Raw genomic sequence first — 25,999 nt, 5'->3', positions numbered from 1 at the left:
GGTGCCCTGACCGTAGCCGGTCAACGCAGCCAGCATCTGGCCGGTCTGGTTGTTGTCGCTGTCGATGGCCTGTTTGCCCAGGATCACCAGTTGCGGCTGTTCCTTGTCGACCACGGCCTTGAGCAACCTGGCCACGGCCAACGAGGTCAGGTCTTCGGCAGATTCGACGAGGATGGCGCGATCGGCACCCAGAGCCAGCGCGGTACGCAGCTGTTCCTGAGCCGTGGTCGGGCCGATGGAGACGACGACGATTTCAGTCGCAACACCTTTCTCTTTCAGGCGCACGGCTTCTTCCACAGCGATTTCGCAGAAGGGGTTCATCGACATCTTGACGTTGGCGAGGTCAACGCCGGAGTTGTCCGCTTTGACGCGAACCTTGACGTTGTAATCGACCACTCGCTTGATACAGGCCAGCACCTTCATTATTTCTCCCCCGATGGCTATTGGTGCCCCAGCTTATCCTGCAGGCACTGACCCGCGTATCGACCATTCGGGTTAGACAAGCCGCCTAGCGCGGCATGTAATCTCGCTGCCAGCGCCGCGGAATCTTCAGCGACACCAGCCCCAGTACGGTGGCAAAACCGGCACTGAACAGCATGGCCCGAAGCCCGAAGTGCGCCTCCAGCAATGCCCCCAGTACAGCTCCCAGCAACATCCCGGTCCAGGGCACCAGTTGCACCCGCCAGCCGCTGTGCCGTTCCCCCAGCATCCAGCGCCCCAGCCCCCGGCCAAAACGCGACAACGCGCCGGTCACATACGTCAGCCCCACCGGCAGGCCGTTAACCTGCTCCACAGCGGCATTGAGCATGCCCATGGCCACAATTGCCGCCAGCAATGCCGGAACCCGGGTATCGAACGGCAACAGCGCCGCCGTGCACAACAGACCGGCAATCACCAGCATCAAGGGTAACGCCCGGCGACCGCTCAAACGCCCCAGCAAAACACCCACGGCGTTGCCCGTAATAAACGCCAGCACGGCAAAGATCAGGCGTAGCGCCATGGACCCATCACCCTCGCCAATCGCCACTGCCATTCGGGTCGTGTTACCACTCATGAACGAGACGAAATCGCCGGTGGCCAGAAAGCCGATGGCATCGGTCATGCCCGCCAGTACCGACAAACTTGCGACCAACCCCAGCCCCACCCGGCCGCGCCAGGCACGCACACGCTGATGAAGGGGGTTGCTGGACCTTCTAAGTGGCACAGGAAGCATCGATCGGGCCCTCAGGCTTAAATTGTAAGAAAATCCCCATATTGCACAGGTATAACCGAACCAATATCGAAAAAGGCGTCTAATAGACACTTTGACTCAAGGAGGAGAATCATAGGACGTTTACACACGACAGGGATCAACGCCCGAGAACCCCCACTCGCCGCGTCCAGGCAGGTCAGCCTTAATGGACCTAACCAGAAGAGCCCCATGACCAAAGCTGTTTGGAACACCCCCCGACTCAAGCCTTATCTGCTCGGCGTCATCCCCGCGCTACTCGTCGCCGGTGCGATCACGCTGGCAGTGCATGCCGATAAAGTTTTTGCCCAACCCATAGACGGTGTGCAGACACTGGTTTTCATGCGCCATGCGGAAAAACCTGCCGACGGTCTTGGACAACTCAATTGCCAGGGACTGAACCGTGCCATAGATTTGGCGACCCTGCTGCCACAACGCTATGGCAAGGCCGATTACGTATTTGCCGCCGACCCTTCGCGCCAGGTTGAAGAAGGCGCCGACGATGACGCCTACAGTTATGTCCGGCCGCTGATGACCATCAATCCCAGCGCCATCAAACTGGGTTTGCCGATCAATCTGGAGTACTCGGCCAACGATACCCGGGCCCTGGCCAACGAGTTGACTGACGACAAGTATCACAATGCAACCATCTACACCGCATGGTCCCATGGCTATCTGCCCGAGTTGATCAACGGCGTCGCCAGCAAAGCCCTGGGCAAAAAGACCACGCTGACTGACGACTGGTCCGGCGGTGACTTTGATTCCCTGTATGTGCTGACCCTGACCTGGAAAGACGGCAAGGCCAGCCTCCTTAGCCGGGTGGACAAGCAGGGCCTGAACAATGGCGCCAAAGGTTGCCCGACCTGACGGATCTGCTCCTGATCGAGCCCGGGGCCATGCTCGCCGCCGCCCTGCAATCGCTGTAAAACCAGTGACGTACCACAGTTTCTGGCTTTTCCCGGGCCTGCTGGCGTTTAATACGGCCCACGCTGCGGGCCCGGTCGCGATGCACCGGCCGTTTAAAATTTATCTCTGCCCATGACGCACTCCCGACGTAAAAAGCGGTCACATGCGGCAACCACTTTCAACGCTGGCCATTGCATCAGGCCCGGCACGACCAACTGCTTATTTGCGAACGAACCAAGGTACTTGCATGAAGATCAACGTTATCGGTTTGCCTTTACTCCTGGCTGCTGTCTTGGGCCTGGCGGGCTGTGCAGCACCTACGGTCGTGACCCTGCAAAACGGCACGCAATACCTGACCAAAGACCAGCCAAAAACCACCGGCAAGGATGGCTTTTACGAATTCGTCGACATTGCCGGCAAGCACATCAAAATCAAGGCCGCTGACGTCGCCACCGTTAAATCGGACTGACCCCCGGTCACTGGCAAGTTGCTCCTGGGCAAGCAGCCACCCCCCGGACTGTGCGCTCAGGTATGATGCCGCGCTATTTCCCAGCGTTCGGTAATTCTTTATGTCCAGTCTCTCCTCACCCAGACCCGCCCGGGGCTGGTCATTCTGGTGGAAGCCTTTGCTGTTCCTGCTGGTCGCGGGGATCGGTCTGTACTACGTCAAATGGTCGCCCTACTACTTCAAGGCGTTTGTCGCCGCCGATAACCACAGCATCGGTGCGTCGATCCTCAACGACAATCAGGGCGAACCCGTTGCCGCTGCACTGGCCTATGCCAAGGTGTATTTCCTGGCGATCTGGAAAGCAGCCGTCCTGGCGGTCATTCTCGGCTCACTGATTCAGGTCCTGATTCCCCGCGACTGGCTACTGCGCCTGTTTGGCAAGGCCGGGCTGGGTTCGACCCTGCGCGGCGGCCTGTTCGCCCTGCCTGGCATGATGTGCACCTGCTGCGCCGCACCTGTGGCCGCCGGCATGCGCCGGCAAAAAGTCTCGGTCGGTGCGGCACTGGCATTCTGGATCGCCAACCCGGTCCTCAACCCGGCCACCCTGGTGTTCATGGGCTTTGTACTGGGCTGGGGCTTTACCGCGCTGCGTCTGGTCGCAGGGGTGATACTGGTGATCGGCGTGTCCCTGATTGCGCAGCGCATCTCGCGTCCCGAGAGCATCCCTGAAGCAGCCCTGGATGCCGTATCGGAAGCCAGCGTGATCGATCAGCAGAATTTCTTCAGCCGCTGGGGCCGCACGCTGTGGCAACTGTTCTGGAACACCATCCCGGTCTACCTGCTGGCAGTCCTGCTGCTGGGCGCGGCGCGGGTGTGGCTGTTCCCCCATGTGGACGGTGCCATGAGCGACAGCCTGATATGGCTGGTACCGCTGGCCATTATCGGCACCCTGTTCGTGATCCCGACGGCAGCTGAAATCCCGATTGTGCAAACCATGATGGCACTGGGCATGGGCACCGCCCCTGCCGTAGCGCTGCTGATGACCTTGCCGAGCGTGAGCCTGCCGTCATTGTTGATGCTGCGCAAAGACTTCGACGCCCGGGTCCTGATCAGCGTGGCGCTGATGACCATGCTGGTGGGCGTGCTCAGCGGTCTGGCGGGGATGTGGTTGCTCTGAACCCTGCACCGGGGGCTGCTATTGCCCCCTACCCTGTAGGAGCGAGCTTGCTCGCGAGCTCTGTGTCATAAAAAGCCTGCTCGCGACCCAGGCACCACGGTCGCCCTACCCCCTCTCACACCGCCACTGTAGTTGCCTTTTAACATCATCAAACCCTTGTTCTAGAGCGGCCCATTAAGGTTTAGTTAAGTTTCGCGCGCTAGTGTGACCGGCGAGTCACAAATGACTCGCATTAACTATTAACCCGCTCTGCCACAGAGGTTGAATGATGGATAATAAAGTCACACAGTCATCGGCTGCAGCATGTTCCCCTCCCGAAACGGAACATGCCGACGCAGCGCTTCACCTTATTGTCGAAGGTTTTTTACATTTTCATCGGGAGGTCTTTCCGCAACAGAAAGACCTGTTCAAAAAACTGGCCACGGCCCAACGACCAAGGGCAATGTTCATTGCCTGCGCAGATTCACGCATCGTCCCCGAATTAATCACCCAGAGTGCCCCCGGAGATTTGTTTGTGACCCGTAACGTCGGCAATGTCGTGCCACCTTACGGCGAGATGAACGGCGGCGTATCAACGGCCATCGAATACGCCAACCTGGCACTGGGCGTGCAGCACATCATCGTTTGCGGGCACTCCGACTGTGGCGCGATGCGTGCTGTGCTCAACCCCCGCAGCCTGGACAAAATGCCCACGGTCAAAGCCTGGTTGCGCCATGCCGAAGTTGCCAAAACCATGGTCCAGGAGAACTGTGCCTGTGCCAATGAAGCCGAAGGCATGCACGCCCTCACCGAAGAAAACGTGATTGCCCAGTTGCAGCACCTGCGCACTCACCCGTCCGTGGCCTCGCGCATGGCCAACGGACAATTGTTCATCCATGGCTGGGTCTACAACATCGAAACCAGTCAGATCAAAGCCTACGACGCCGAGCGCGGCTGTTTTCTGCCTTTGGACAACCTGCAAGACATCCCTTGCGCGACCCCCAGAGCGCGCTTCTGACCCCTCCTTGCCACCGCATTACACAGTTCAGACAAGCCTGGATGCGCCTCAATAAACCTCAGGGAGAATCATCATGCGTGCTGCACAATTAAAAGCTGTACTGCCACGGGAGCTGCTGGCCTCGGTGGTGGTGTTTCTGGTCGCCCTGCCCTTGTGCATGGGCATTGCCATCGCCTCCGGGATGCCGCCGGCCAAAGGCCTGATCACCGGGATCATCGGCGGCCTGGTCGTCGGCTGGTTGGCCGGCTCACCGCTGCAAGTCAGTGGTCCGGCCGCCGGGTTGGCAGTCCTGGTCTTCGAGTTGGTGCGCCAGCACGGCATGGCCATGCTGGGGCCGATCCTGCTACTGGCCGGCTTTCTGCAACTGGTGGCCGGGCGTCTGCGCCTGGGATGCTGGTTCCGCGTTACGGCCCCGGCCGTGGTCTACGGCATGCTCGCCGGGATCGGGGTACTGATCGTACTGTCACAAGTGCATGTGATGCTCGACGGCGTCCCCCAACCGTCGGGGCTGGACAACCTGACAGGCTTCCCGGCCGCCGTGGCCGAGGCCATTCCCGGTCTTGGCTGGCAAGCCGGCCTGCTTGGCCTGACCACCATGCTGGTGATGTGGGCCTGGGATAAATTACGCCCGCATAAATTGCGTTTTGTCCCCGGCGCCTTGCTGGGCGTGGGCCTGACCACGGGTGCCAGCCTGCTGTTGGCCTTGCAGGTCAAGCGCGTGCAAGTCCCGGAAAACCTGGCAGACGCCATCGACTGGCTACGCCCTGCCGACCTGCTCAACCTGGCCGATCCCAGCCTGCTGGTTGCGGCGTTCGCCGTGGCGTTTATCGCCAGTGCCGAAACCCTGCTCTCGGCGGCAGCCGTTGACCGCATGCACAATGGCCAGCGCTCCGACTTCGATAAAGAACTGTCGGCGCAGGGTGTCGGCAACATGCTGTGTGGCCTGGTCGGAGCCTTGCCGATGACCGGCGTCATAGTGCGCAGTTCGGCCAATGTACAGGCAGGTGCCACGACGCGGCTTTCGGCGATGTTCCATGGCGTCTGGCTTTTGGCTTTTGTATTGCTGCTGTCCAGTGTGCTGCAAAGCATTCCGGTGGCGAGCCTGGCGGGTGTACTGGTCTATACCGGGATCAAGCTGGTGGATCTCAAGGCGTTTCGTGGTCTTGGGCGCTATGGGCGGATGCCGATGTTTACTTACGCGGCAACAGCGCTGGCGATCATCTTCAGCGACTTGCTGACCGGGGTACTGGTGGGCTTTGGTCTGACCCTGGCGAAACTGGCGTGGAAGGCATCGAGGCTCAAGATCAGCCTGATTGAACTGCCCGTGGCGGGTGAAATGGAGTTACGCCTGACCGGCGCGGCAACCTTCCTCAAGGTTCCGGCCTTGACCCAGATACTGTCGCGGGTGCCTGCCGGTAGCAGCGTGCATGTACCACTCAACAACCTGAGCTATATCGACCACTCGTGCCTGGAACTGTTTGAGGAATGGGGCCGGGCCAATGCGGCCAAGGGATCCAGACTGATGATCGAACCACGGGGCCTCAAGCGTCGCCTGGAAGGCAGGATACGCACGACTACAGGGCTAGGCTCGGCTTAACGACAACCGCGTCGCCGATCGCAACCTGCGTAGTCGCTGACGAGCTGCGCAAGGCTGCGATCGATCGATTGCACAGCGATCGATTATCCATCCGTGCCTACGCCGTCGGGGACTCCGCCCCCTGCAAAATCAAACTCCGATAATGCCCCGGATTGGTCCCCGACCATTTGCGGAACGCCTTGTAAAACGAGCTGGTTTCGGCAAAGCCCAGGCGCAGCGCAATATCGGCAAAGCTCAGTTGCGGCTCTGCCAGCCAGCCAATAGCCAGCTCCTTGCGCACACTGTCCTTTATTCCTTGCCAGGTCTGCCCTTCCTCCGCCAGACGCCGACGCAAGGTTGAAGCCGACATGCACAACCGCTGGGCCATGCCCCCGGTTTCCGGCCACTGATGCGCAGGCAATTGCCGCAAATCCTGCTTGATCTGACTGCCCAGACTTTGCGGATCACGGTACTTGACCAGGATATTGGCCGGCGCCTGGGCCAGAAAGCTCTGTAACTCCTCGGGGCTGCGCTTGATCGGGGCTGCCAGACAATCAGCGGCAAAGATCATCCGCGTACGCGGGCGGTCAAAACGCAGGTTGGCGGAGAACATCACTTCATAATCTTCGCAGTAATCAGGCGCCGCGCAGCGCAGCTCGATGGCCATGATCGGAATCCGTCGGCCCGCCAGCCAGCAGGCAACGCCGTGCACGATCATCCAGTAGGTGAAGTAGGTAAAAGCGCGGCCCGACCCGGCGTCAGATTCATGCAAGACAATTTCCGCCAGGCTCTGCTGGCGTACCAGACGCGCAGGCATGCGTTCGAGCATCAACGACAGAAACCCCAGTACCAGCTCCAGCCCCTGGGCCAGGGTGGGCTGGACCATGGCCGCGCGCGACATGAACGCCAGGCTGCCATACCTGAGCTTGCGCGGGTCCATGCCAAAGAACTCATCATCCAGGCGTCGCGCCAGCAGTCGCCACAGGCGCGCATAAACAACCGCAGGCACCCGGGCCTGCGGCTGACCGAGCAACTGCGGGTCGATCCCGACCTTATGCAGCACTTCGTCCATGGCCTTGCCCGGCGCGCAGCTCTGCAGCAGCGCCTCACGCACCAGATGAATAGAGATGGTGTCTTTGTTCAGCATTGGCCCTGATCCAAGCCCGGTGACCTTGAGATGTCAGACATCTTAAGCAGCACGGATCAAAAAGCCAGTAGTACCTTAGCCTTGTGCGGGTAGCGCCAACGGCCGCAGCGTCAGGCGACTGGCCAGTAATCCGGCAAAGGCCAGCACTGGCACCACGGCCGTGCCCAGTGCCAGCCACAACAACCCGTCAAACCCGCCGGCGACCAATTGCCCGGCAAGGGCCGGTCCGACCATCGAGCTCAGGGCGAACGCTGCCGGTACCAACATGATCGCGCGCCCGCTCGGATCCAGCCTGGCGACAGCGGCGCTCTGGTAAATACAGCCCCAGCAAAAACCCACTTCCCAGATCCAGGCCCCCAGGGCGTACATCACAAAGCCCTGGGCATAGGCCAACAACAGCAAGCCGGCACCAATCACGGCCAACACCAGCAAATGCGGCCAGCGCGACCCCAGGCGGTCGCCGATCAGGGCCAGCGCCAGGGCAGCCGCGCCGCCCAGCAACTTGAGCACCGCAAACACCACCCCCATCTGCGCCGGTGCCACATCCAGCCCATGCCCCAGGCGTTCAAGAAACGCCCACAGGCCAATCTGACCGGCGCCAAACACGAAGAAAAAGCCCAGGGCCCAATATGCCGGCACCGGGAAGCGAAAACGGCCTTGAAGGGAACTGTCTTTCGCTTGATCAACCGCGAAATCACTGCGCCCGGGCAATGCAAATGCGCTCAGGCTCAGTAACAGAATCATTGCCGCCAACACCAGCGCAGCCCCTGCGTAGTGAAAATGGGCAATCACCAGCGAGGGCAGGACAAACAGCACCAGTGCCACCAGACCGAGTTCAATGCCCTGGCGCATACCCAAGGCCCGCTCCTTGTCAGGCATTTCGGCCATGATGCGTAACCCGAGACAGGTCATGAGCGCTGCGAAAAAACCGATCAGGGCCCACAAGGGCAACTGCGCAGCCGCAGGTAACTGCGAGGAGGCGAGCAACGCCAGCGCCGCGCCCAGCGCACAGCCGAAGGTCAGTGCGCGCCAGTTACAACGGTCAATAAAGCCCACGGCCACCAGGGTACCCAGCAGATAACCGGTAAAGCACACAGACCCCAGCAAGCCGATCTGGCTCGCTGCAAAGCCAAAACTATCCGCCAGTGAACCCAGCAAAATAGGCAGCGTATTGAAAGGCAAACCGCCAATGGTCGATGCCAGACTCGCGGCCAGCATAAACACCAGCGTTTTGCGTTGATTCAACATCATTGGCAGTGCCCTTCCCTGAGCTGATCAATCAGCGTTGATCAACGGTCGTGATTTCACGGCGTTCGGCCATGCTCGCCGGCACGCCGGCCTCATCGGTGAAGAACTGCTGATACCACTCGCGCAGCTGATACACAGGGCCGTCGCCCTCGGCCAGAACCGGATTATTGACCCGGACTTTGTGGGTCCAGATATCAACGTCCTGATAGAACGAATCGCGGTTACGCTGCACATAATCCAGCGCCAGCGCTTCGTTTTGCGCATCGCTCCAGCCCGGGACTTTTTTCACCATGCAGCCAAAACGCAGTTCAAAACTGTTGGGGCCGATCGGCACGTGGCAGTTGAGCAGAATGGACTTGATTTCCTGACCATCGAACATGGCGCGCATGCGGGTCAGGTGAGTGGCCGGGCCGTAATAGGCCGACTCCGCCACCAGATCCCCGCCCAGGCGCTCGGAGTCGCCATGGAAAATCTGCTCGGCAATATGCCCCTGGAAAACGTTGTGGAAATACTTGGTCGGCGTGCCGTGCACCGGGCCGAAATGCTGGGCATCCACCAGGTTGTCGACCAACTCGCGAGGATTGGTGTCGATGATCATCTTGTCCAGATGCCAGCTGTGCAGCCACTCATCGCTGTCCATTTCCGGCAGGTGCGGAATCACCACATCTTCAGCGGGCGGCTTGCCTTCCGGGTTGTTCCAGACAAACAGCAGCTTGTTCACTTCACAGGTCAGCCAGGCGCGGGTTTTGGCCTTGGGCGGGATACGCTTGCAATACGGGATCTCGACACATTTCCCGCTGGCTTCGTACTGCCAATGGTGAAAAGGACAGACCACACGGTCGTTCTCGATAGTGCCCTGGGACAGGTCGGCACCCATGTGCGGGCAATGGGCGTCGAGCACACTGATCTCGCCCTTGGAGGTGGCGTAGGCCAGCAGGCGGGAGCCGAAGATGTTCAGGGTATGTAATTTTCCATCACGGTATTCATCCGCCTCGCCCAGGCAATGCCATCCCCGGCCAAAGCGCGGAGCTAACGCATTCTCGACGTGGATTTCAGCGAGTTTAGTCATTTTTATTATTCCTCAGGTTAGGGACCAGGACGCGTGCCTGATTGATCTTCACCGAGGCGGAAGGCGGGCTCATCGTTCAGATGGACTAGAGACAGGACTTGCACAAATCCTCTGGGAGCCCGGCTTGCCGGCGATGCAGGCAACCGGCCAAGGCACAGACAGCCCGCCGATCCTGTGGCGGGGCAAGCCCGCTCCTGCAGAGTGCAGCCATGAAAATGCATAACCCCTGCAGGAGCCCGGCGTATCAGCGCCAGTCGGCAACTATCCCGTGCTCACGGGCAAACGGCTGGCAGTGAATGGTTTGACGCTGGTAATCGCGCGCGGCTTCGTCAGTCGCCAACCACAGCATCACCGCCGCCGGAACCTCTGGCGGCGCAGAGCCGGCGCGCAGGGCAATCACGCCTTTATCGCCAATGGTTGCACGCAGCGCCTCAGTGGTCACAACCCCGGGGTTGAGGGTATAAGCCCGTATCCCCTGCTCACCCAGTTCCACCGACAAAATACCCGACAACCTCGACACCGCAGCCTTGCCTGCACCATAGGCATAGCCCCAGCCACCCTTGCCGGCAGCCACTGGAGGGTCGGTTTCTCCGGCCCCGGAGGTGACGTTGATCACCACCCCGCCACCCTGCTCCAGCATTTTCCCGACCACCGCCCGGGTCAGCAAAAACGGGGTCAGCACATAGCCCTGAAACACCCGCTGCAAGGTCTCGGGCTGCAACTCCATAAAGGGCGAGTTGAGGTCGCTGCCCTGGTAAATCGCATTGTTGACCAGCACATCCACCCGGCCATATTCGGCAAACACCGCCTCACTGGCGGCCAGTACCGAGTCACTGTCGAGCAGATCCATGGGCACCACCAGAACCTTGCACCCCAGTTCGCGAATCTCTGCCGCGGTGCCGTTCAGACTGCCGGGCAGTGCCGTGCCGTCCGGGTTGCGCAAGCCGTGCACATGACTTTCACCTTCATCCAGACTGCGCGCGCTAATGGCCAGATCAAAACCTGCACGGGCGAATGCCAGAGCTGTTTCACGCCCGATGCCACGGCTGGCGCCGGTAATAAATGCCACTTTGTTCATAGGGGTTCCTCAAAAATCAGAAGCGTTGCGCACGCACCATCGCGTCCATACCACCATCGACAAAGATCACGCTGCCGGTGACAAAGCTGGCCTGCTGCGACTGCAAAAACGCCACCACCCGGGCGATTTCCTCGGGATGACCGGCGCGCCCCAATGGCGCAACAAAATCACTCACCGCCTTGCCAAACCGCGGGTCATCCTTGGCGGCCTGATGCAGCGGAGTCTCGACGGCTCCAGGGGCAACCACATTCAAACGGATTCCCTGCCTGGCCCATTGCACCGATTTGCGCCGGGCCTCACAGGTCACCGCGTACTTGGAGCTGGCATAGGCCACATGCGGCTGGCCGAGGGCATCGGCCAGTTGCAGGGCCTGCGCTTCGTCAGCGGCGAGCAGCGCAGCAACCATTGGCTGCTGATCGGCACCGGGCTGGGTGGCCGCCACTGAACCTATCACCAGCGCCGCCGGGTTCTCGCCCTTGGCCAACGCATCGGCCAGGCCGTCAAGCAATTCACTGACGCCAAAATAGTTCACCGCCAGCACCAGGCTGCTGGAAGACGCGGTAACGCCCAGTCCGGCACAGCACACCAGCCCGTCAAGCACACCGCCAGACTGTTCAAGCACCTGGGCCACTGCCGCCCGGCGCCCGTCACGGGTGGACAGGTCGGCGACCACCTCGGCATTGGCCCGGTCAATTCCGATGATGCGGTGCCCCGCAGCCCGCAATTGCGCACACACGGCGGCGCCGATCCCGGAAGCGGAACCGCTGACAGCTGTAACTGGCATAAGACTTTCCTTGATAATGCAGGCTCACCGCGAGCCTGACTGACGTGAGTGCTTAAGCGCTTTTACGAACGGGCCGCGCCAACTGCGGCGCCGGTACAATCACCGACTCATCCCCCCGCAAGGCGCACTTGGGCTTTCCCAGCGCGACCACGCTGTTCAGCAGAATCCTTACCAGCTCGGTCTGACGGCGCACACCGGTTTTGGAAAAGATCGAGCGCAAGTGTGCCCGCGCCGTGTTGCGCCGGATGTTCAGGTTCTCGGCCGCTTCTTCCAGGGACAAGCCGTTCGCCAGCTCCATGGCCAGCGCGGTTTCGGCCTTGGTCAGGTTGAACAACTGCTTGGTCACCACTTCGCTGGCCAGGGACTTGCCCACCGAATCGCGGATATAGATCACTGCCGCCGGCTTGCTCTTGCCCTCAGCCCATTCCAGCGACGGAATCGCCTCCACCACCAGGCCCAGGCTGACCTGACCCGAAGGCCGGGTCACGGACATGGCATCGGCGGTCAACCCGCCCTCGCGTACTTCGGGGCTGAACGCGTGTTTGACCAGACGCTGCAATTCGCGGTTGTCGCTGGGATAGGTGGCCTCCAGTCGGCCGCCCACCAGTTTCAGGCCATCGGCGCTTTTAAGGATTTCTTCGGCCACCGGGTTAAGGCGCAGTACCTTGCCGGTCTCGTCGAGCACAATGGTCGCCACCGACAGCCGGCTGATGGCCTGGGCATAAAGCTCGCTCATGGACTCACTGCGGTCCAGCAGATTGTGCAGGTGCAGGGCGCGGCGCAAATGGGGCAAAAACATGCCGCACAGGGCACGTTCCGCAGTGGAAAATCTGGGCGAGGTTTTAGGCCGGGTGATCCGGAAACGCAGCTTGCCGCCGTCCGGGGTGGAGATGTCGGCGCCCATCACGTGATACACGTTTTGCGGCCCGCAATAGGCTTTGAAATAGGCAGAGTGGGTCCAGTCCGACTCACTCATCAGGTCCTCGACGGTGAAGACCTGATCCAGGGCCTGGCCGGCAAAAGGCGTGTTGGTCTGGGGGTACGTCTGGTAGGTCAGCTCACCCTCGCCTTCGATGTCACCCGCCACAATCATCAACCCCAGGTCCGGTTGATCCGGCACCCGCAGAATCAGCGTCGCATAGTTGGCAGCAAACATTTCACGCACGGCGCACAGGGTACGGCCCATGACCTTAGGGTCCAGCGCTCCATCATAAAACCTGCCGATCATTTGATCGTAATCGGACAAATCCAGTCCCAGACTGGTCAGGGTTTGGTGATTCAGGGTCACTGTATCCACGGACATTTCCTCGCATTGGGCCAGATTCAAAGACCTGCCCTCATTATTGTTTTTATGACTAGCGACTTGCCTTTGCGCAGAAGCGGGATGCTCCGTCAACCCTGCGCAAAAGCGACTCAGTATTTCTTTATGTTGACCGGCATACAAGCCCGGCCAACCCTCTATTTCAACGGTTTGACTGATCCTTGGCAGACACGCTCTGCTTGAGCGGGTAATGCCCGGCATGGGCCTGTGGTTCAACCACAGTCCTGACCTTGACCAGCGGCCGTCCCAGGTTGAACCAGGCAGCCAGGGCCGGCAGCAGGAAGATCGCCCCCAGCACGTTGACCAAGAACATAAAGGACAGCAGCACGCCCATGTCAGCCTGGAACTTGAGCGGCGCAAAAGCCCAGGTACACACACCGATGGACATGGTCAGTGCGGTAAATACCGCTGCCGTACCACGCTGGCACATGGCCTGGTAAAACGCATTGCGCAGATCTTTGCCGTCAGCCATTTCATGGGCTATGCGCTCGTACAGATAAATTCCGTAATCGACCCCCACCCCGACTCCCAGCGCCATTACCGGCAGGGTCGCGACTTTCAGGCCTATGCCCAGGGTCGCCATCAGGGCGTTGCACAGAATGGCCACGATCGCCAACGGCACCAGAATGCACAGCACCGCACGAAACGAGCCGAAGGTCAGCCAGCAAAACAGCGCCACCGAACCGAACAGGGCGGCGAGCATCACCACTTCGGCCTGTTTCACCGCCTCGTTGGAAGCCGCCATCACCCCCACATTGCCGCCGGCCATCAGGAACTGCACTTCAGGGGTTTGCAGGCCGGCAATGATGCGCTGGGTTTCCTTGACCACATGACTGACGGTCGCCCCCTCATGATCGGTCAGGAACACCAGAATCTGCATGCGCTGACAACCTTCGGTCACCAGTCCGTCGTCCGGCATATAGGCCCGTGCGCCCTGGCTCAAACCGCGCTCGGAGCCCGGAATGGCCGACCAGCGCGGGTTGCCTTCGTTGTTGCCGGCAATCACGTTCTTGCCCATGCCGGCCACGCTCTGCACCGACTGCACGCCGGGCACGCTGCGCATCTGGAAGTCGAACGACTCGATCGCGCGCATCACCTGCGGCGCCAGACAGCCTTCTTCAATGCCTTTGACCTGAACAAACACCGACATCACATCCAGGCCGATGGAGTAACTGTTAATGATTTTCTGGTTGTCCTGGTTGTAGCGTGAATCGGCGCGCAACTCCGGAGCCCCGACGCCGATATCGCCCACGGCCAGATCCCGCGCCTTGTAGGCACCCACACCCAGCAGCAACAGGCTGATGACAAACACCGCCAGCGCCGGTTTGGGCTCGGCCAGTGCCGACAGCCGCCACCACAGTGCATGCTTGCCCCCGGCAGCCTTGAGCCCCTGGGCCAGAGCGCGGGGTTCGAGCTTCAGATAAGAAAGGATGATCGGCAGCATCAACTTGTTGGTGATGATCATCAGCATCACGCCGATACAGGCAGTCACCCCCAACTCATGGACGATGGGAATATCGATCAGCATGATCACGCCAAAGCCCAGTGCGTTCATCAGCAACGCCAGCGAGCCGGGAATGAAAATCTTGCAAAATGCACTGTGGGCCGCCTGTACCGAAGGGCTGCCGGCCAGCACGTCCTGCTTCCAGGCATTGGTCATCTGCACCGCGTGGGACACGCCAATGGAGAAAATCAGGAACGGCACCAGAATCGACATCGGATCGATCCCCAGCCCCAGCAAAGGCAGCAGGCCCAGCAGCCACACCACCGGCAGCAAAGCCACCACCAACGCCACCAGCGTCAGGCGCCAGGAGCGGGAATACAGCCACAGCATCAAGCCGGTGATCACAAAGGCAATCACGAAGAAGCTGATTACCGTGGTCAAACCTTCAATCACATCCCCCACCAGCTTGGCGAAGCCGACAATATTGATCTCGATATCATCGTTGCTGTATTTGGCGCGAATGTCCTCCAGCCGCTTGGCGACCTCGGCATAGGACACCGGCTTGCCGGTTTGCGGGTCCAGGTCCTGCAAGTCGGCACGTACCATCGATGACTTCAGGTCATTGGCCACCAGCCGCCCGATCTGCCCCGAGCGGGCAATATTGCTGCGAACCTGGGCCAGGTCTTCGCCAGACCCGGTAAAACGCGGCGGCACCACCACATCCCCGAAAAAGCCTTCTTCGGTGATTTCGATATAGCGCACATTGGCGGTAAACAAGGAGGTAACACTGGCGCGGCTGACGCCGTTGATAAAGAACACGTCGCCGGTGACTTTGTTGAGGGTGTCGAGGTACTCGCGATTATAGATATCGCCCTCACCTTTCCACTTCACGCTGACCAGAAAACGGTTGGCACCGGTGAAGTACTGACTGAAATTGAGGAAATTGACCATGAACTCGTTGCGCACCGGGATTTGCTTGTTAAAGCCCGGATCGAGCTGAGTGTGGGTGGCGCTGTAGCCCAGGGCCAGGGTCAGCAACACAAACAGTGCCAGCAACCCCTTGCGCCAGGCGATCAACAGGTCGGCGGTACGCTCGACGACGCGGTCAACTGCAGATTTAGCCGTGCTCATTTGGCATCTCCCAACGCAGCAACGCTGCCATCAGTGCCCTGGAATACCCCGCGCTCACCGCCCACCAGCAACCGCTGTGAGCCCACCAGCACCGCCGAGGTCAAGGTGCCCAGACCGGGCAAGCGGCTGGCACTGACTAAATGGCCATTGCCATCCAGACGCACCACGGAACTGCCCGCGCCAACTATCAACAGCCCGCCGCCGTTGGGCAACAGGGCATGGCCATAGAGCGGCAACTGATTGCCCACCGCTACCGGATCCCAGCTCTGACCAAAGTTCTGGCTGACAAAGACATGCCCGCGCATGCCGTAGGTTACCCAGCGGTCGGGGCTCAAACGCACCACGCCAAACAGTGACCCGTTATAGAACGCGGGCAGTTTCTGCCAATTGCGCCCGCCATCGTCGCTGCGCATCACCAGACCCTGCTCGCCCACCAGCATCCGCCGGCCATCCGCGCCGCCGTCCATGCCGTTCAGGTGGGCACTGTCGACTTCCAGCGGCTGGGCTTGCCAGGTACGGCCGTCATCATCGGACTGGTAAAACTTGCCAAAACTGCCGAACGCCAGCACGTGCTTGCCTCCGGCATTCCAGATTCCCAGCAAAGGCTCGGCGACTTCATCGTCGTGACGCACTTCAGTCCAGTTCGCGCCCCCGTCTGCGGAACGCAAAATCCAGCCATCATGGCCGACAGCCAACAGCGTCTTGTCCGACAGCTGCACCAGCGCGGTGAGGGTCAAGTCACGTTGCGGCTTGACCACGGCAGACTGCCAGGACAAACCCTGGTCGTCGCTGAGCAGAATATTGCCGCGCTCACCCACAGCCACCACGCGCTGATCGAGGTACAGCATGCCGTTGATCTGCAGACGATCGGGACGCAACTGAGCAGAGGCGACAACGGGTGCAGGATGGGGAGTGAAGGTGAAAACGACGGTTGCCGCGACAATCAGGCAAACCAGATAGCCGATCATTGCACGCATGGTCGAAGCCTCGCTGCACGATTCAGTTGCTGGGCAGAGTTCATGCAGCCAGTCCTCTTTTTATTATCGTGGATGCTCTGGCTACCTCGGCGGCGAGGTGCCTAGAACCTGCCTTCGATCTTCGGACTGGTGGGTCACGGGCACATCGTCCAAATGGCCTAGCCCGGACGGCCTGACTTGCCTCTCTATGTATCTGCATATGTACATATCTGCAGGAGCGGGCTTTAAAATGGCCAACAGCTCGCGAGGCAAGCTCGCTCCTACAGGGTTTCAGGGGTACGGGTTCAGACCAAACGCTGTATCTGCTTGTGCCGCCATACCAGACGGTAATACGCCGTCTGCAATCCCAGCATCGCCAGGTAGGTGACCGGGAACGCCATCCACACCCCTTCCAGGCCGAAGTGGGCATTGAGGGCATAGGCCACCGGCAGTTCGATGCACAACACGCAGAAAATCGTGATGCCCATGGGCACCAGCACCACGCCGCTGGCACGCATGATGCCGCCAATCACCGCCTGGAAACCGAACACCAGAATGCTCCAGAGCATGATGTGCAACAGGTGCTCGGCCCGAATCCGCGCATCGACATCGGTAATGAACAGCCCCAGCAGCCAGTCCGACAACACATAGCCCAGCACGATCAGAGCGCCGGTCAGGCACAGGTTGATCAGCATGCCGGTACGCAGGATCGGCCCGATACGCTCGTTGCGCCCTGCCCCGATTGCCTGGGCCCCGAGAATCGACGCCGTGATGGCAATCGACAGCGCCGGAAACTGCACGTAATTGACGATCTGGGTCACCGCGCCATAGGCGGCTGTGGCCTGGGAGCCGTGGCTGTTGACCAGCGCCAGAATCACCAGCTCCGAGAGCGACAACACCACCATCTGTACCCCGGTGGGCAAACCGATGCGCAGCACCTTGCCGAGAATTTCCCGGTTCAGGCGCAGCGCAGCCCACAGCTCGCGGTCCGGTGCCATCACACTGTTTTTATGACGCAGGCGATAGCCCAGAAACAGCATGGCCAACAGGTTGCCCACCAGACCGGCCAGTGCAGCGCTCTGAATACCCATGGGCGCCAGCCCGACCCAGCCCTTGATCAAGGCCGGGGTCAGCAGCAGGCCCACCGCGGTGGATACCATCAGCGCCAGCAACGGCGACAGGGTATCGCTCACCCCGCGCAGCAGTTGGGTGAACAGAATGAACACCATCAGCAAGGGCAGGATCAGCATCATTACCTGGGCATAACCGACGGCTTCATCCAGCACATCGGCCGGAGTGCCCAACGCCTGCATGGCAGGTCGTGCAAACACGCTGCCGAGCACTGCAGCGATCAGCCCGACCAGCGCACCGAGGGTCAATGTGGCCCCGGTGATCTGCTTCACCATGGACGTCTCGCCGGCCCCCCAGGCCTGACCGATGAGCACCGAAGCCCCGGCGCCCAGACCAATCACCAGAGCAATAAAGAAAAACAGCACGGGAAACATTCCCGACACCGCTGCCAGTGCGTGAGTGCCCAGCATCTGCCCGATATAGATTCCGTTAAGGGTGCCGGAAAACCCCTGCAGGAAGTTGGACAGCACCATAGGCGCCAGGAAGATCAGATAGATCTGCCACAGCGGCCTTTGTGAAGGGGTTTGCATAACGGATTGTCCTTATTGAAAAGCCATAAGGCGTTATACCCCACAGGTCGCAAAAAGCGTTACCAAACATGTCCCCCATCACAGCCTGCGTTCTCTGTAGGAGCGAGCTTGCTCGCGAGCTCTGTGTCGCTCCGTGGAAAAGCTCGCGAGGCAAGCTCGCTCCTACAGGTCCAGGTCCAGGTCTAGTTCCAGATCAGTTCAATTCAAACAGCCCCGCCGCGCCCATGCCGCCGCCGATACACATGGCGACCACCACAAACCTGGCGCCACGGCGACGGCCTTCCAGCAGGCTGTGGCCCACCATCCGCGCACCCGACATGCCAAACGGATGACCAATGGAAATCGCCCCGCCATTCACATTCAGGCGGTCATTGGGGATCTCCAGAAAATCACGGCAGTACACCACCTGGCAGGCGAACGCTTCGTTGATCTCCCACAGGTCGATGTCGGATACGGTCAGGCCAAAGCGCTTGAGCAATTTGGGAATCGCAAACACCGGACCAATGCCCATCTCTTCCGGCGCACAACCACTCACCGCAATCCCGCGGTAGGTGCCCAGCGCTTCGATCCCGCGCTGTTTCGCCTCGGCACGGCTCATCAGCAGCACCGCCGCGGCACCATCAGAAAATTGCGAGGCGTTGCCCGCAGTGATGAACTCGCCCTGTTGCACCCACTTGCCGTCTTTCCAGACCGGTTTCAGGGCGGCCAGGTCTTGCAGTGTGGTGGAGGGGCGATTGCACTCGTCGCGGTCGGCAATCACGTCCTGATAACCGCTGGGCTTGCCTTCCTTGTCGAACAGCAGCTTGCGCGCAGCCAAAGGCACGATTTCATCGGCGAACAGCCCGGCGGCCTGTGCGGCTGCGGTGCGCTGCTGGCTTTGCAGGGAGTACTGGTCCTGCACTTCGCGGCTGATGCTGTAGCGTCGGGCCACGATTTCGGCCGTTTCAAGCATCGGAATGTAGGCCGTCGGCATGCACTCCAGCACCGCTTCGGACTGGGCCCGGTAGGTGTTCTTGTACTTGTTCTGGGTCAGGGACAGCGACTCGACCCCCCCGGCAACGGCAATCGACATTTCGCCGGTCATGATCCCTTTGGCGGCCACGCCGATGCTCATCAGGCCCGAGGCGCACATGCGATCAATAGCCATGCCCGGCACGGTGTCGGGCAAGCCCCCGGTATTGGCGCACAGGCGGCCGATGTTGTAGCCCTGGGTGCCCTGTTGTGCGGCGGCGCCCATGATCACGTCTTCGACCGAGCCCGGCTCAATACCGGCACGCTCTACCACCGCCCGTACCACATGGCCACCGAGCACCGGTGCTTCAGTGTCGTTGAACGAACCGCGGAAGGATTTGCTCAGCGCGGTGCGGGCCGTGGATACGATCACAACGTCATTTAAATTCATGTTCAAGGCTCACTGTTCAATAGGGTTGAAGGTGTAGCGGCTGATGGTGTCCACCACGCAGCCGGGGCGCTCGCTGCCCTCGATTTCGACGCTGATGCGCACCACCGCCTGCAACGCATCGCCCAAGGCCTCGACCCGCAGGATCTGGCCATGCCCGCGTACCCGCGAACCCACCTTGACCGCTGCCGGAAAACGCAGCCGGTCGCTGCCGTAATTGACGCCCATGGCCAGATTGGCGAACTGCATCAACTGCGGCATAAACAGATTGGCCAGCGCCAGGGTCAGATAACCGTGGGCAATGCAGGCACCAAACGGGCCGCTGGCGGCGCGCACCGGGTCAACATGAATCCACTGGTGATCCCCCGTTGCCTCGGCAAACAGGTCGATCCGCTCCTGGTTCAGCAGCAGCCAGTCGGTGCGCCCCAGATCCAGCCCCTGTGCGGCGAGTAACTGCCCGGCGCTGCTAAAAAGCGTACTCATTGCCTCACCTCAAGCCTGTTGTGAACTGACGGGCAGCACTTCGCCGACCATGTACGAGGCGTAGTCACTGGCCAAAAACACCATGACGTTGGCCACTTCCCAGACTTCGGCGGCGCGGCCAAAGGCTTCACGGCTGGTGAGCTGCTCCAGCAATTCGCTGCTGGAGGCTTTTTTCAGGAAGTCGTGCAAAGCGATCGACGGCGCCACGGCGTTGATCCGCACCCCGCTCTCCGCGGCTTCCAGGGCGCTGCAACGGGTCAGGGCCATGACCCCGGCCTTGGCCGCGGCGTAGTGGGCCTGTTCCTTTTGCGCACGCCAGCCCAGCACCGAGGCGTTGTTGACGATGGCACCGGCGCCACGGCGTTCCATATGCGGCAGCATGGCGCGGGTCATGCGCATGGTGCCGGTCAGGGTGATATCGAGTACCGACGACCATTGTTGATCGGTCATTTCCGTGAGGCGTACCTGACCGCCAAGGCCGGCGTTATTGATCAGTACGTCGACCCCGCCCAGCGCCTCTTCGGCAGCGGCCACCAGCGCCTGAACATCGGCTTCGACAGTGACGTTGCACAGTTGCCCGTACACCGCCTGCAACCCGGTTTCGGCCTTGAGGCGCTCAACCGCTTCTTCGAGGCGGCGCGGGTGGATATCAGAAATCATCAAGGCGCGGCAGCCTTCTTCGGCGCAACGCTTGGCAGCGGCATAACCGATACCGGCACCGGCGGCAGCGGTAATCAAAATCGACTTGCCGGCCAGCAACTGGTGACCAGGCACATAGGGAGGAGCTTGTCTCATGGCAGAAATTCTCTTGTTCTAACGAAACAACATGCGCAACCTTGTGGGAGCTGGCTTGCCAGCTCCCACAGGGGCATTCGTGTCAGCTGCCCCAGACCCGCTGCGGGGCGGGGGCTTCAGCGAGGATCTGGGCCATGGCCACGCCCACTTCTTCGGGCTGCCATTGCGCGCCCTTGTCCCGGGTTACACCGGTGCGCCAGCCATCCCCCAGGGACAGTCTGCCGCCCTGGCTTTCGATGATTTGCCCGGTCACATGGCCCGACAGACTGCTGCCCAGCCACACCACCAGCGGCGCAACGTTTTCCGGGGCCCAGGCATCAAAGCCGCCGTCGTCAGGCTTCTTCACCACGTCCGGCATCGCGCTTTCGGTCATAGAGGTACGGGCCGCCGGGGCCAGGGCATTGGCGGTCACTCCGTAGCGCGCCAGTTCCGCGGCCTGTACCAGGGTCAAGGCGGCAATCCCGCCTTTGGCGGCGCTGTAGTTGGACTGTCCCACCGAGCCCTGCAAGCCGGCCCCCGAGCTGGTATTGATGATGCGTGCGGCCACCGGTTGACCGGCCTTGGCCAGGTCACGCCAGCGCTTGCCGAGGATGTTGGCGAGGCAGAAGTGGCCTTTGAGATGGACCCGCATCACCGCGTCCCAGTCGTCTTCACCCAGGCTGATAAACATCCGGTCGCGCAAAATCCCCGCGTTATTGACCAGCACATGCACTTCGCCAAACGCCGCCAGTGCGGCATCGACGATGTTTTGCGCGGTGGCGGTGGTGGTGATGTCATCGGCGTTGGCGATGGCCTGGCCGCCTGCCTGGCGAATTTCGGCGACCACTTCTTCAGCGGCTTCGCGACGAATGTCGTTGACCACCACATTGGCCCCCTCCCCGGCGAAAGCCAGGGCATAGGCGCGGCCCAGGCCGCCGCCAGCGCCGGTGATGATCACGGTACGGTTTGCACAAATTGCCATGTCAATGCTCCTAGAGACGCTCAATAATGGTCACGTTGGCTTGCCCGCCGCCTTCGCACATGGTCTGCAGACCATAGCGCCCGCCACTGCGCTCAAGCTGGTTGAGCAGGCTGGTCATCAACCGCGCGCCGCTGGCCCCCAGTGGATGGCCAAGGGCAATCGCGCCGCCATTGGCGTTGGTTTTGGCCGGGTCGAAATCCAGTTCCTTGGCCCAGGCCATGACCACCGAGGCAAAGGCTTCGTTGATTTCCACCAGGTCGATGTCGTGGATGTTCATGCCGGCTTTTTTCAGCGCGGCACGGGTCGCGGCAATCGGCGCCGTGAGGTGCCAGATCGGGTCGTCGCCCAGCACCGAGAGGTGATGAATCCGCGCCCGGGGTGTCAGGTTGTAGCGCTTGAGCGCAGCTTCCGAGACCACCAGCAAGGCTGCCGAGGCATCGCAGGTCTGGCTGGAAACCGCTGCAGTAATCGAAGGGAACTCGGCAGACACCGGCTCCAGCTCGGCCATTTTGGCGAGGCTGGTGTGGCGCGGCGTTTCGTCGTCCCACACCCCTTCGCAGGGCACGATTTCATTGACAAAACGGCGCCCGGCGATGGCATCCAGTGCCCGACGGTGGCTTTCCAGGGCGTAGGCTTCCATCTGCTGGCGGCTGATATCCCAGTGGTCGGCAATCCGCTGCGCCGCATAAAACTGGTTGACCGGCTGATTGCCAAAACGTGCCTGCCAGCCTTTGCTGCCGGAAAACGGGTCGCTGAAACCCAGGGGCTGCCCGGCCAGCATCGCCGAAGAAATCGGGATCTGGGTCATGGTTTGCACACCGCCCACCGCGATCACATCCTGGGTGCCGCTCATCACTGCCTGCGCGGCGAAGTGCAGCGCCTGCTGCGACGAGCCGCACTGGCGGTCAATGGTGGTGCCGGGCACATTGAGCGGCAGACCGGCGGCCAGCCAGCTGGTGCGGGCGATATCCCCCGCTTGCGAACCGATGGTGTCAACGCAGCCAAAAATCACGTCGTCGTATTCGTCGGCCGGAATCTGGTTGCGCTCAACCAGTGCCTTGAGTACATGGGCGCCCAGATCAATCGCGTGAACATGGGCCAGACCGCCCTTGCGCTTGCCGGTCGGGCTGCGCAAGGCGTCAACAATATAGGCTTGGGGCATCAATCAATCCTCGAAGGTATGGCCGGGGCCCAAAGGCGCCGCGCCGCTCAGTACATGCTCGGCCACCCGGGTTTTATGCAGGGCGCGATCACCCCAGGCGTTGTCCAGCGCCCAGGCCCGCTTCATGAACATTTGCAGGTCGACTTCCCAGGTGTACCCCATGGCACCGTGTACCTGAATGCCGTGACGGGCCGCCAGCCAGCTGGCTTCACAGCACGCCAGACGTGCCTGGGACACCCACACCGAGGCGTTTTTCTCGCCGTGGGCCAGGGCGTAAGCGGCGCGATACAGCACCGGCTTGGCAAATTCGAGCTGGGTGGCAACATCCGCCAGGTGATGCTTGACCGCCTGGAAACTGCCAATCGGCTTGCCGAACTGTTTGCGCTGGGCGGCGTAATCCACTGACAAATCGAGCATGCGCTGGGCCAGGCCCACCAGTTGCCCGGCCACCAGCAAGGCGCCACGGTCGAGGGTCTGTGCCCAAAGCTCGCGGCCATGCTCGCCCTCGGCCACCAGGGTGGCTGGGCCCGGTTGCCAGCTGACCTGCGCCAGACGCCGGGATGCATCGATGCTGCTGTGGGGTTGCACGTCAACCTGGCTGCGGGGCACGGCATGCACTTCATCGCCATGGGCCAGCAGCAGCAGGTCGGCATGGGCGGCATCGGCCACCAGCGGGTTGACCGGGTGGCCGATGGCAACCCGCAGGCTGCCTTCAGCAATGCGCTGCAGCCATTCGCCACGCTGCGGGGTCTGGGCTGGCAACTGTGCAATCAGTGCGCTGGCGACATAAGCGGTGTCGCCCAGAGAGTCGGGAATGGCGTAGTAACCCAGTTCCTGGGTCATCAAGGCCCAGGCCACATCGTCCATGCCCAGGCCGCCGAAGGCTTCGGGAACCGACAGCGCGGTCAGGCCCTGCTCGGCAATTTTGTTGCGTAAATCCGGTGAGCGACCGACGTCGGTTTCCCAGATTTCGCGAAGCATTTCCGGTGCCGCTTCGGTCATCAAAAAACGACTGATGGCTTCGCGGAAGACTTGCTGGTCATCGGTAAAGGTAAAGTCCATACCCGGCCTCACTTCGGCAGGCCGAGCATGCGCTCGGCAATGATGTTGCGCTGAATCTCGTTGGTCCCGGCGTAGATCGGCCCGGCCTGGGCAAACAGGAAGCCCTCCAGCCAGTCGTGGCCGTCTGCCGATTTACCGGTCAGCTCGCCATTGGCACCCAGAATCCGCATCGCGGTTTCGTGCATGCGCAAATCCAGTTCCGACCAGATGATTTTGTTGGTGCTCGATTCGGCGCCAATCTGCGCGCCGCGGCTCAGCCGGCCTACGGTGTGATAGGCCGACAAGGCATAGGCCTGGGCGTCCGACCAGGCCTTGCAGACGGCTTCGCCAAGGCTCGGATCACGGTCGGCGCTGGCGCGATTGGCCTGGTACAGCTCCACCAGCTTGCGGGCGGTGTACTGAAAGCGGGCCGGCGAACGCAACAGCAATCCGCGTTCAAAACCGGCAGTGGCCATCGCCACATGCCAGCCCTGCCCTTCTTCGCCGATGCGGTTTTCCAGCGGGATGCGCACGTCATCGAAGAACACTTCGGCAAACGCGTCCTTGCCGTTCAGGGCCTTGATGGCACGGACGGTGACGCCCGGTGCATCGAGCGGCACCATCACAAATGACAAGCCGTGGTGGCGGCTGGACGCGGGGTCGCTGCGAAACAGTCCGAACAGCCAGTCGGCAAAGATGGCCCGGGTCGACCAGGTTTTCTGGCCGTTGAGCACATAGCTGTCACCGTCGCGGGTGGCCTTGCTGGTGATCGCCGCCATGTCGGAACCGGCATTGGGCTCCGACCAGCCCTGGGCCCACATGTCGGCACTGGCCGCCATGCGCGGCAGAAAGCGCTTCTTTTGCGCCTCGGTGCCGAATTCCATCAGGGTCGGGCCCAGTAACAGCTGGCCATTCTGGTTGACCCGCATCGGTGCACCGGCGCCGTAATATTCTTCTTCGAAAATCAGCCATTCGATCAGGTCGCAGCCGCGCCCGCCCAGGGCGGTGGGCCACATCACCATTGAAAAGCGGCTGTCGAACAACTTGGCTTCCCACTGGCGGTGCTGCTCGAACCCTTCACGGGTGTCATAACTGGCCAATGGCTCGGCCGGCAGGTTGGCCGCCAGCCAGTGGCGCACCTCCTGGCGAAAGGCCTTTTGCTTGGGGGAGTAAGTCAGGTCCATCGTCAGCTCCTCAGAACGTGGCGTCGCGTTTTTCAACAAAGGCGCGCCGGGTTTCGGCAGAGTCCGCGCTGTTGTATGCCTGGAGTGTGAAGCCCTGCTCCCAGCGGTATTTGTCTTCCAGGTTGCCGTCTTCAATACCGTTCAACGCCTCTTTGGCGATGCGGATCATGTCCGGGCTTTTGCTGGCGATCTTGCGGGCGATCTGCAAAGCGGTTTCGCGCAGTTGCTCGCGGGATACGACACGTTCGATAAAGCCGTACTGCTGGGCCTCCACCGCACCGATCTTGTCGCCGGTGAAAAACAGATAACGGACCTTTTGCACCGGGAACAGGCGTTGTAAATGCGCGCCGCCGCCCATGGCGCCACGGTCAACTTCCGGCAGCGCAAACGTCGCGCAATCGGATGCCACCACGATATCGGCAGCCCCGGTAATGCCAATCCCGCCACCCAGTACATAGCCATGAACCGCCACGATCACCGGCACCGGGTTGCGATGCACGGCCTTGAAAGTGGCGTAGTTGCCCGCATTGACGGCCACGATGCGTTCGGGGTGGGCGTCCAGTTCCTTGATATCGACACCGGCACAAAAACCGCGGCCCTCGGCACGAATCACGATGACCCGCACTTGCGGGTCCTGCCCCAGGGCTTCGAGGGTGCGGGCCAGGTCCAGCCACTCCTGGCTATTGAGGGCATTGACCGGTGGCCGGTCGATCACCAGCTCGGCGATCCCCGCCTCAATACGGGTGTGAAAGGCGGTATGGGTTGCGGTGGGGGCTGCACTGTTCACAGGTGCTCCTCAATTG

The 25,999-nt window shown here is 61.2% G+C and carries 24 protein-coding genes; 5 read left to right on the top strand and 19 right to left on the bottom strand.

All coding sequences use genetic code 11. The features are described from left to right. Both JQ845_RS22450 and JQ845_RS22445 read right to left on the bottom strand, forming a co-directional pair. Positions 1-423 (bottom strand): electron transfer flavoprotein subunit beta/FixA family protein (locus tag JQ845_RS22450; RefSeq protein WP_203009481.1); only part of this gene is annotated, 423 nt, incomplete at its 3' end. Positions 424-508: 85 nt separating this feature from the next. Beyond that, positions 509-1,213, bottom strand: coding sequence for a YoaK family protein (locus JQ845_RS22445; RefSeq protein ID WP_165439689.1), 705 nt, complete (start codon positions 1,211-1,213; stop codon positions 509-511). Between the two features lie 207 nt (positions 1,214-1,420). Between JQ845_RS22445 and JQ845_RS22440 the strand changes: the two genes are divergently transcribed. The 5 genes from JQ845_RS22440 to JQ845_RS22420 all read left to right on the top strand — a co-directional run bounded on the left by JQ845_RS22440 (position 1,421) and on the right by JQ845_RS22420 (position 6,353). Beyond that, complete coding sequence (locus tag JQ845_RS22440; RefSeq protein ID WP_003446489.1) at positions 1,421-2,095, top strand: histidine phosphatase family protein; 675 nt, start codon at positions 1,421-1,423, stop codon at positions 2,093-2,095. A 286-nt stretch (positions 2,096-2,381) separates the two neighbouring features. Further along, positions 2,382-2,603, top strand: a complete 222-nt coding sequence (locus JQ845_RS22435) for a YgdI/YgdR family lipoprotein (protein WP_161719726.1) — start codon at positions 2,382-2,384, stop codon at positions 2,601-2,603. Between the two features lie 100 nt (positions 2,604-2,703). Then, the gene (locus tag JQ845_RS22430; RefSeq protein ID WP_203009480.1) at positions 2,704-3,759 is read left to right on the top strand and encodes a permease; all 1,056 of its coding nucleotides are present in this window, start codon (positions 2,704-2,706) and stop codon (positions 3,757-3,759) included. A 268-nt stretch (positions 3,760-4,027) separates the two neighbouring features. After that, on the top strand, positions 4,028-4,756 hold the full coding sequence (locus JQ845_RS22425) for a carbonic anhydrase (protein WP_127196762.1): 729 nt from the start codon (positions 4,028-4,030) through the stop codon (positions 4,754-4,756). Positions 4,757-4,829: 73 nt separating this feature from the next. Beyond that, positions 4,830-6,353 (top strand): SulP family inorganic anion transporter, encoded by a 1,524-nt coding sequence (locus JQ845_RS22420; RefSeq protein WP_003446481.1) that lies wholly within the window; start codon positions 4,830-4,832, stop codon positions 6,351-6,353. 97 nt (positions 6,354-6,450) lie between these two features. On the opposite strand, the gene JQ845_RS22415 is transcribed toward JQ845_RS22420, so the two are convergent. From JQ845_RS22415 to JQ845_RS22335, 17 genes are all read right to left on the bottom strand, one after another. Continuing rightward, a complete protein-coding gene (locus JQ845_RS22415) occupies positions 6,451-7,479 on the bottom strand; it encodes an AraC family transcriptional regulator (RefSeq protein ID WP_127196671.1) in 1,029 nt (342 codons plus the stop codon). Between the two features lie 75 nt (positions 7,480-7,554). Beyond that, positions 7,555-8,730 carry an MFS transporter gene (locus tag JQ845_RS22410; RefSeq protein ID WP_203009479.1) on the bottom strand — a complete coding sequence of 392 codons (1,176 nt, stop codon included), beginning with the start codon at positions 8,728-8,730 and terminating at the stop codon, positions 7,555-7,557. Positions 8,731-8,758: 28 nt separating this feature from the next. Further along, a complete protein-coding gene (locus JQ845_RS22405; RefSeq protein ID WP_003446476.1) occupies positions 8,759-9,796 on the bottom strand; it encodes a Rieske 2Fe-2S domain-containing protein in 1,038 nt (345 codons plus the stop codon). Positions 9,797-10,040: 244 nt separating this feature from the next. Next, positions 10,041-10,874 carry an SDR family NAD(P)-dependent oxidoreductase gene (locus JQ845_RS22400; RefSeq protein WP_010657366.1) on the bottom strand — a complete coding sequence of 278 codons (834 nt, stop codon included), beginning with the start codon at positions 10,872-10,874 and terminating at the stop codon, positions 10,041-10,043. Between the two features lie 16 nt (positions 10,875-10,890). Then, positions 10,891-11,658 carry an SDR family oxidoreductase gene (locus tag JQ845_RS22395; protein ID WP_003446472.1) on the bottom strand — a complete coding sequence of 256 codons (768 nt, stop codon included), beginning with the start codon at positions 11,656-11,658 and terminating at the stop codon, positions 10,891-10,893. A 52-nt stretch (positions 11,659-11,710) separates the two neighbouring features. Further along, on the bottom strand, positions 11,711-12,955 hold the full coding sequence (locus JQ845_RS22390; protein ID WP_369826381.1) for a helix-turn-helix transcriptional regulator: 1,245 nt from the start codon (positions 12,953-12,955) through the stop codon (positions 11,711-11,713). Positions 12,956-13,121: 166 nt separating this feature from the next. Continuing rightward, a complete protein-coding gene (locus JQ845_RS22385; RefSeq protein ID WP_003446467.1) occupies positions 13,122-15,554 on the bottom strand; it encodes an efflux RND transporter permease subunit in 2,433 nt (810 codons plus the stop codon). Further along, positions 15,551-16,531 (bottom strand): WD40/YVTN/BNR-like repeat-containing protein, encoded by a 981-nt coding sequence (locus JQ845_RS22380; protein ID WP_161719719.1) that lies wholly within the window; start codon positions 16,529-16,531, stop codon positions 15,551-15,553. The genes JQ845_RS22385 and JQ845_RS22380 overlap by 4 nt, the downstream gene beginning before the upstream one ends. Before the next feature lie 284 nt (positions 16,532-16,815). Next, positions 16,816-18,171: an MATE family efflux transporter gene (locus tag JQ845_RS22375; protein WP_003446464.1), complete on the bottom strand. Its 1,356-nt coding sequence runs from the start codon at positions 18,169-18,171 to the stop codon at positions 16,816-16,818. A 193-nt stretch (positions 18,172-18,364) separates the two neighbouring features. Further along, positions 18,365-19,573, bottom strand: coding sequence for an acetyl-CoA C-acyltransferase (locus JQ845_RS22370; RefSeq protein WP_003446462.1), 1,209 nt, complete (start codon positions 19,571-19,573; stop codon positions 18,365-18,367). Between the two features lie 9 nt (positions 19,574-19,582). Continuing rightward, entirely contained in the window at positions 19,583-20,053 is a 471-nt protein-coding gene (locus JQ845_RS22365; RefSeq protein WP_203009478.1) for a MaoC family dehydratase, read from the bottom strand. A 9-nt stretch (positions 20,054-20,062) separates the two neighbouring features. After that, on the bottom strand, positions 20,063-20,848 hold the full coding sequence (locus JQ845_RS22360) for an SDR family oxidoreductase (protein ID WP_003446457.1): 786 nt from the start codon (positions 20,846-20,848) through the stop codon (positions 20,063-20,065). Between the two features lie 82 nt (positions 20,849-20,930). Then, positions 20,931-21,809 (bottom strand): SDR family oxidoreductase, encoded by an 879-nt coding sequence (locus tag JQ845_RS22355; RefSeq protein WP_003446455.1) that lies wholly within the window; start codon positions 21,807-21,809, stop codon positions 20,931-20,933. 10 nt (positions 21,810-21,819) lie between these two features. Further along, positions 21,820-22,971: an acetyl-CoA C-acetyltransferase gene (locus JQ845_RS22350; RefSeq protein WP_161719715.1), complete on the bottom strand. Its 1,152-nt coding sequence runs from the start codon at positions 22,969-22,971 to the stop codon at positions 21,820-21,822. Positions 22,972-22,974: 3 nt separating this feature from the next. Continuing rightward, the gene (locus JQ845_RS22345; RefSeq protein ID WP_203009477.1) at positions 22,975-24,033 is read right to left on the bottom strand and encodes an acyl-CoA dehydrogenase family protein; all 1,059 of its coding nucleotides are present in this window, start codon (positions 24,031-24,033) and stop codon (positions 22,975-22,977) included. Between the two features lie 8 nt (positions 24,034-24,041). Continuing rightward, positions 24,042-25,196, bottom strand: a complete 1,155-nt coding sequence (locus JQ845_RS22340) for an acyl-CoA dehydrogenase family protein (protein WP_010657371.1) — start codon at positions 25,194-25,196, stop codon at positions 24,042-24,044. 10 nt (positions 25,197-25,206) lie between these two features. Beyond that, positions 25,207-25,983, bottom strand: coding sequence for an enoyl-CoA hydratase family protein (locus JQ845_RS22335; RefSeq protein ID WP_203009476.1), 777 nt, complete (start codon positions 25,981-25,983; stop codon positions 25,207-25,209). Positions 25,984-25,999 lie beyond the last annotated feature (16 nt).

It is taken from the genome of Pseudomonas paraversuta (assembly GCF_904063065.1).
GTDB classification, from domain to species: domain Bacteria; phylum Pseudomonadota; class Gammaproteobacteria; order Pseudomonadales; family Pseudomonadaceae; genus Aquipseudomonas; species Aquipseudomonas paraversuta.
The sequence above is the reverse complement of the archived record's forward strand: the minus strand, read 5'-3'. Positions and strand labels throughout refer to the sequence as shown.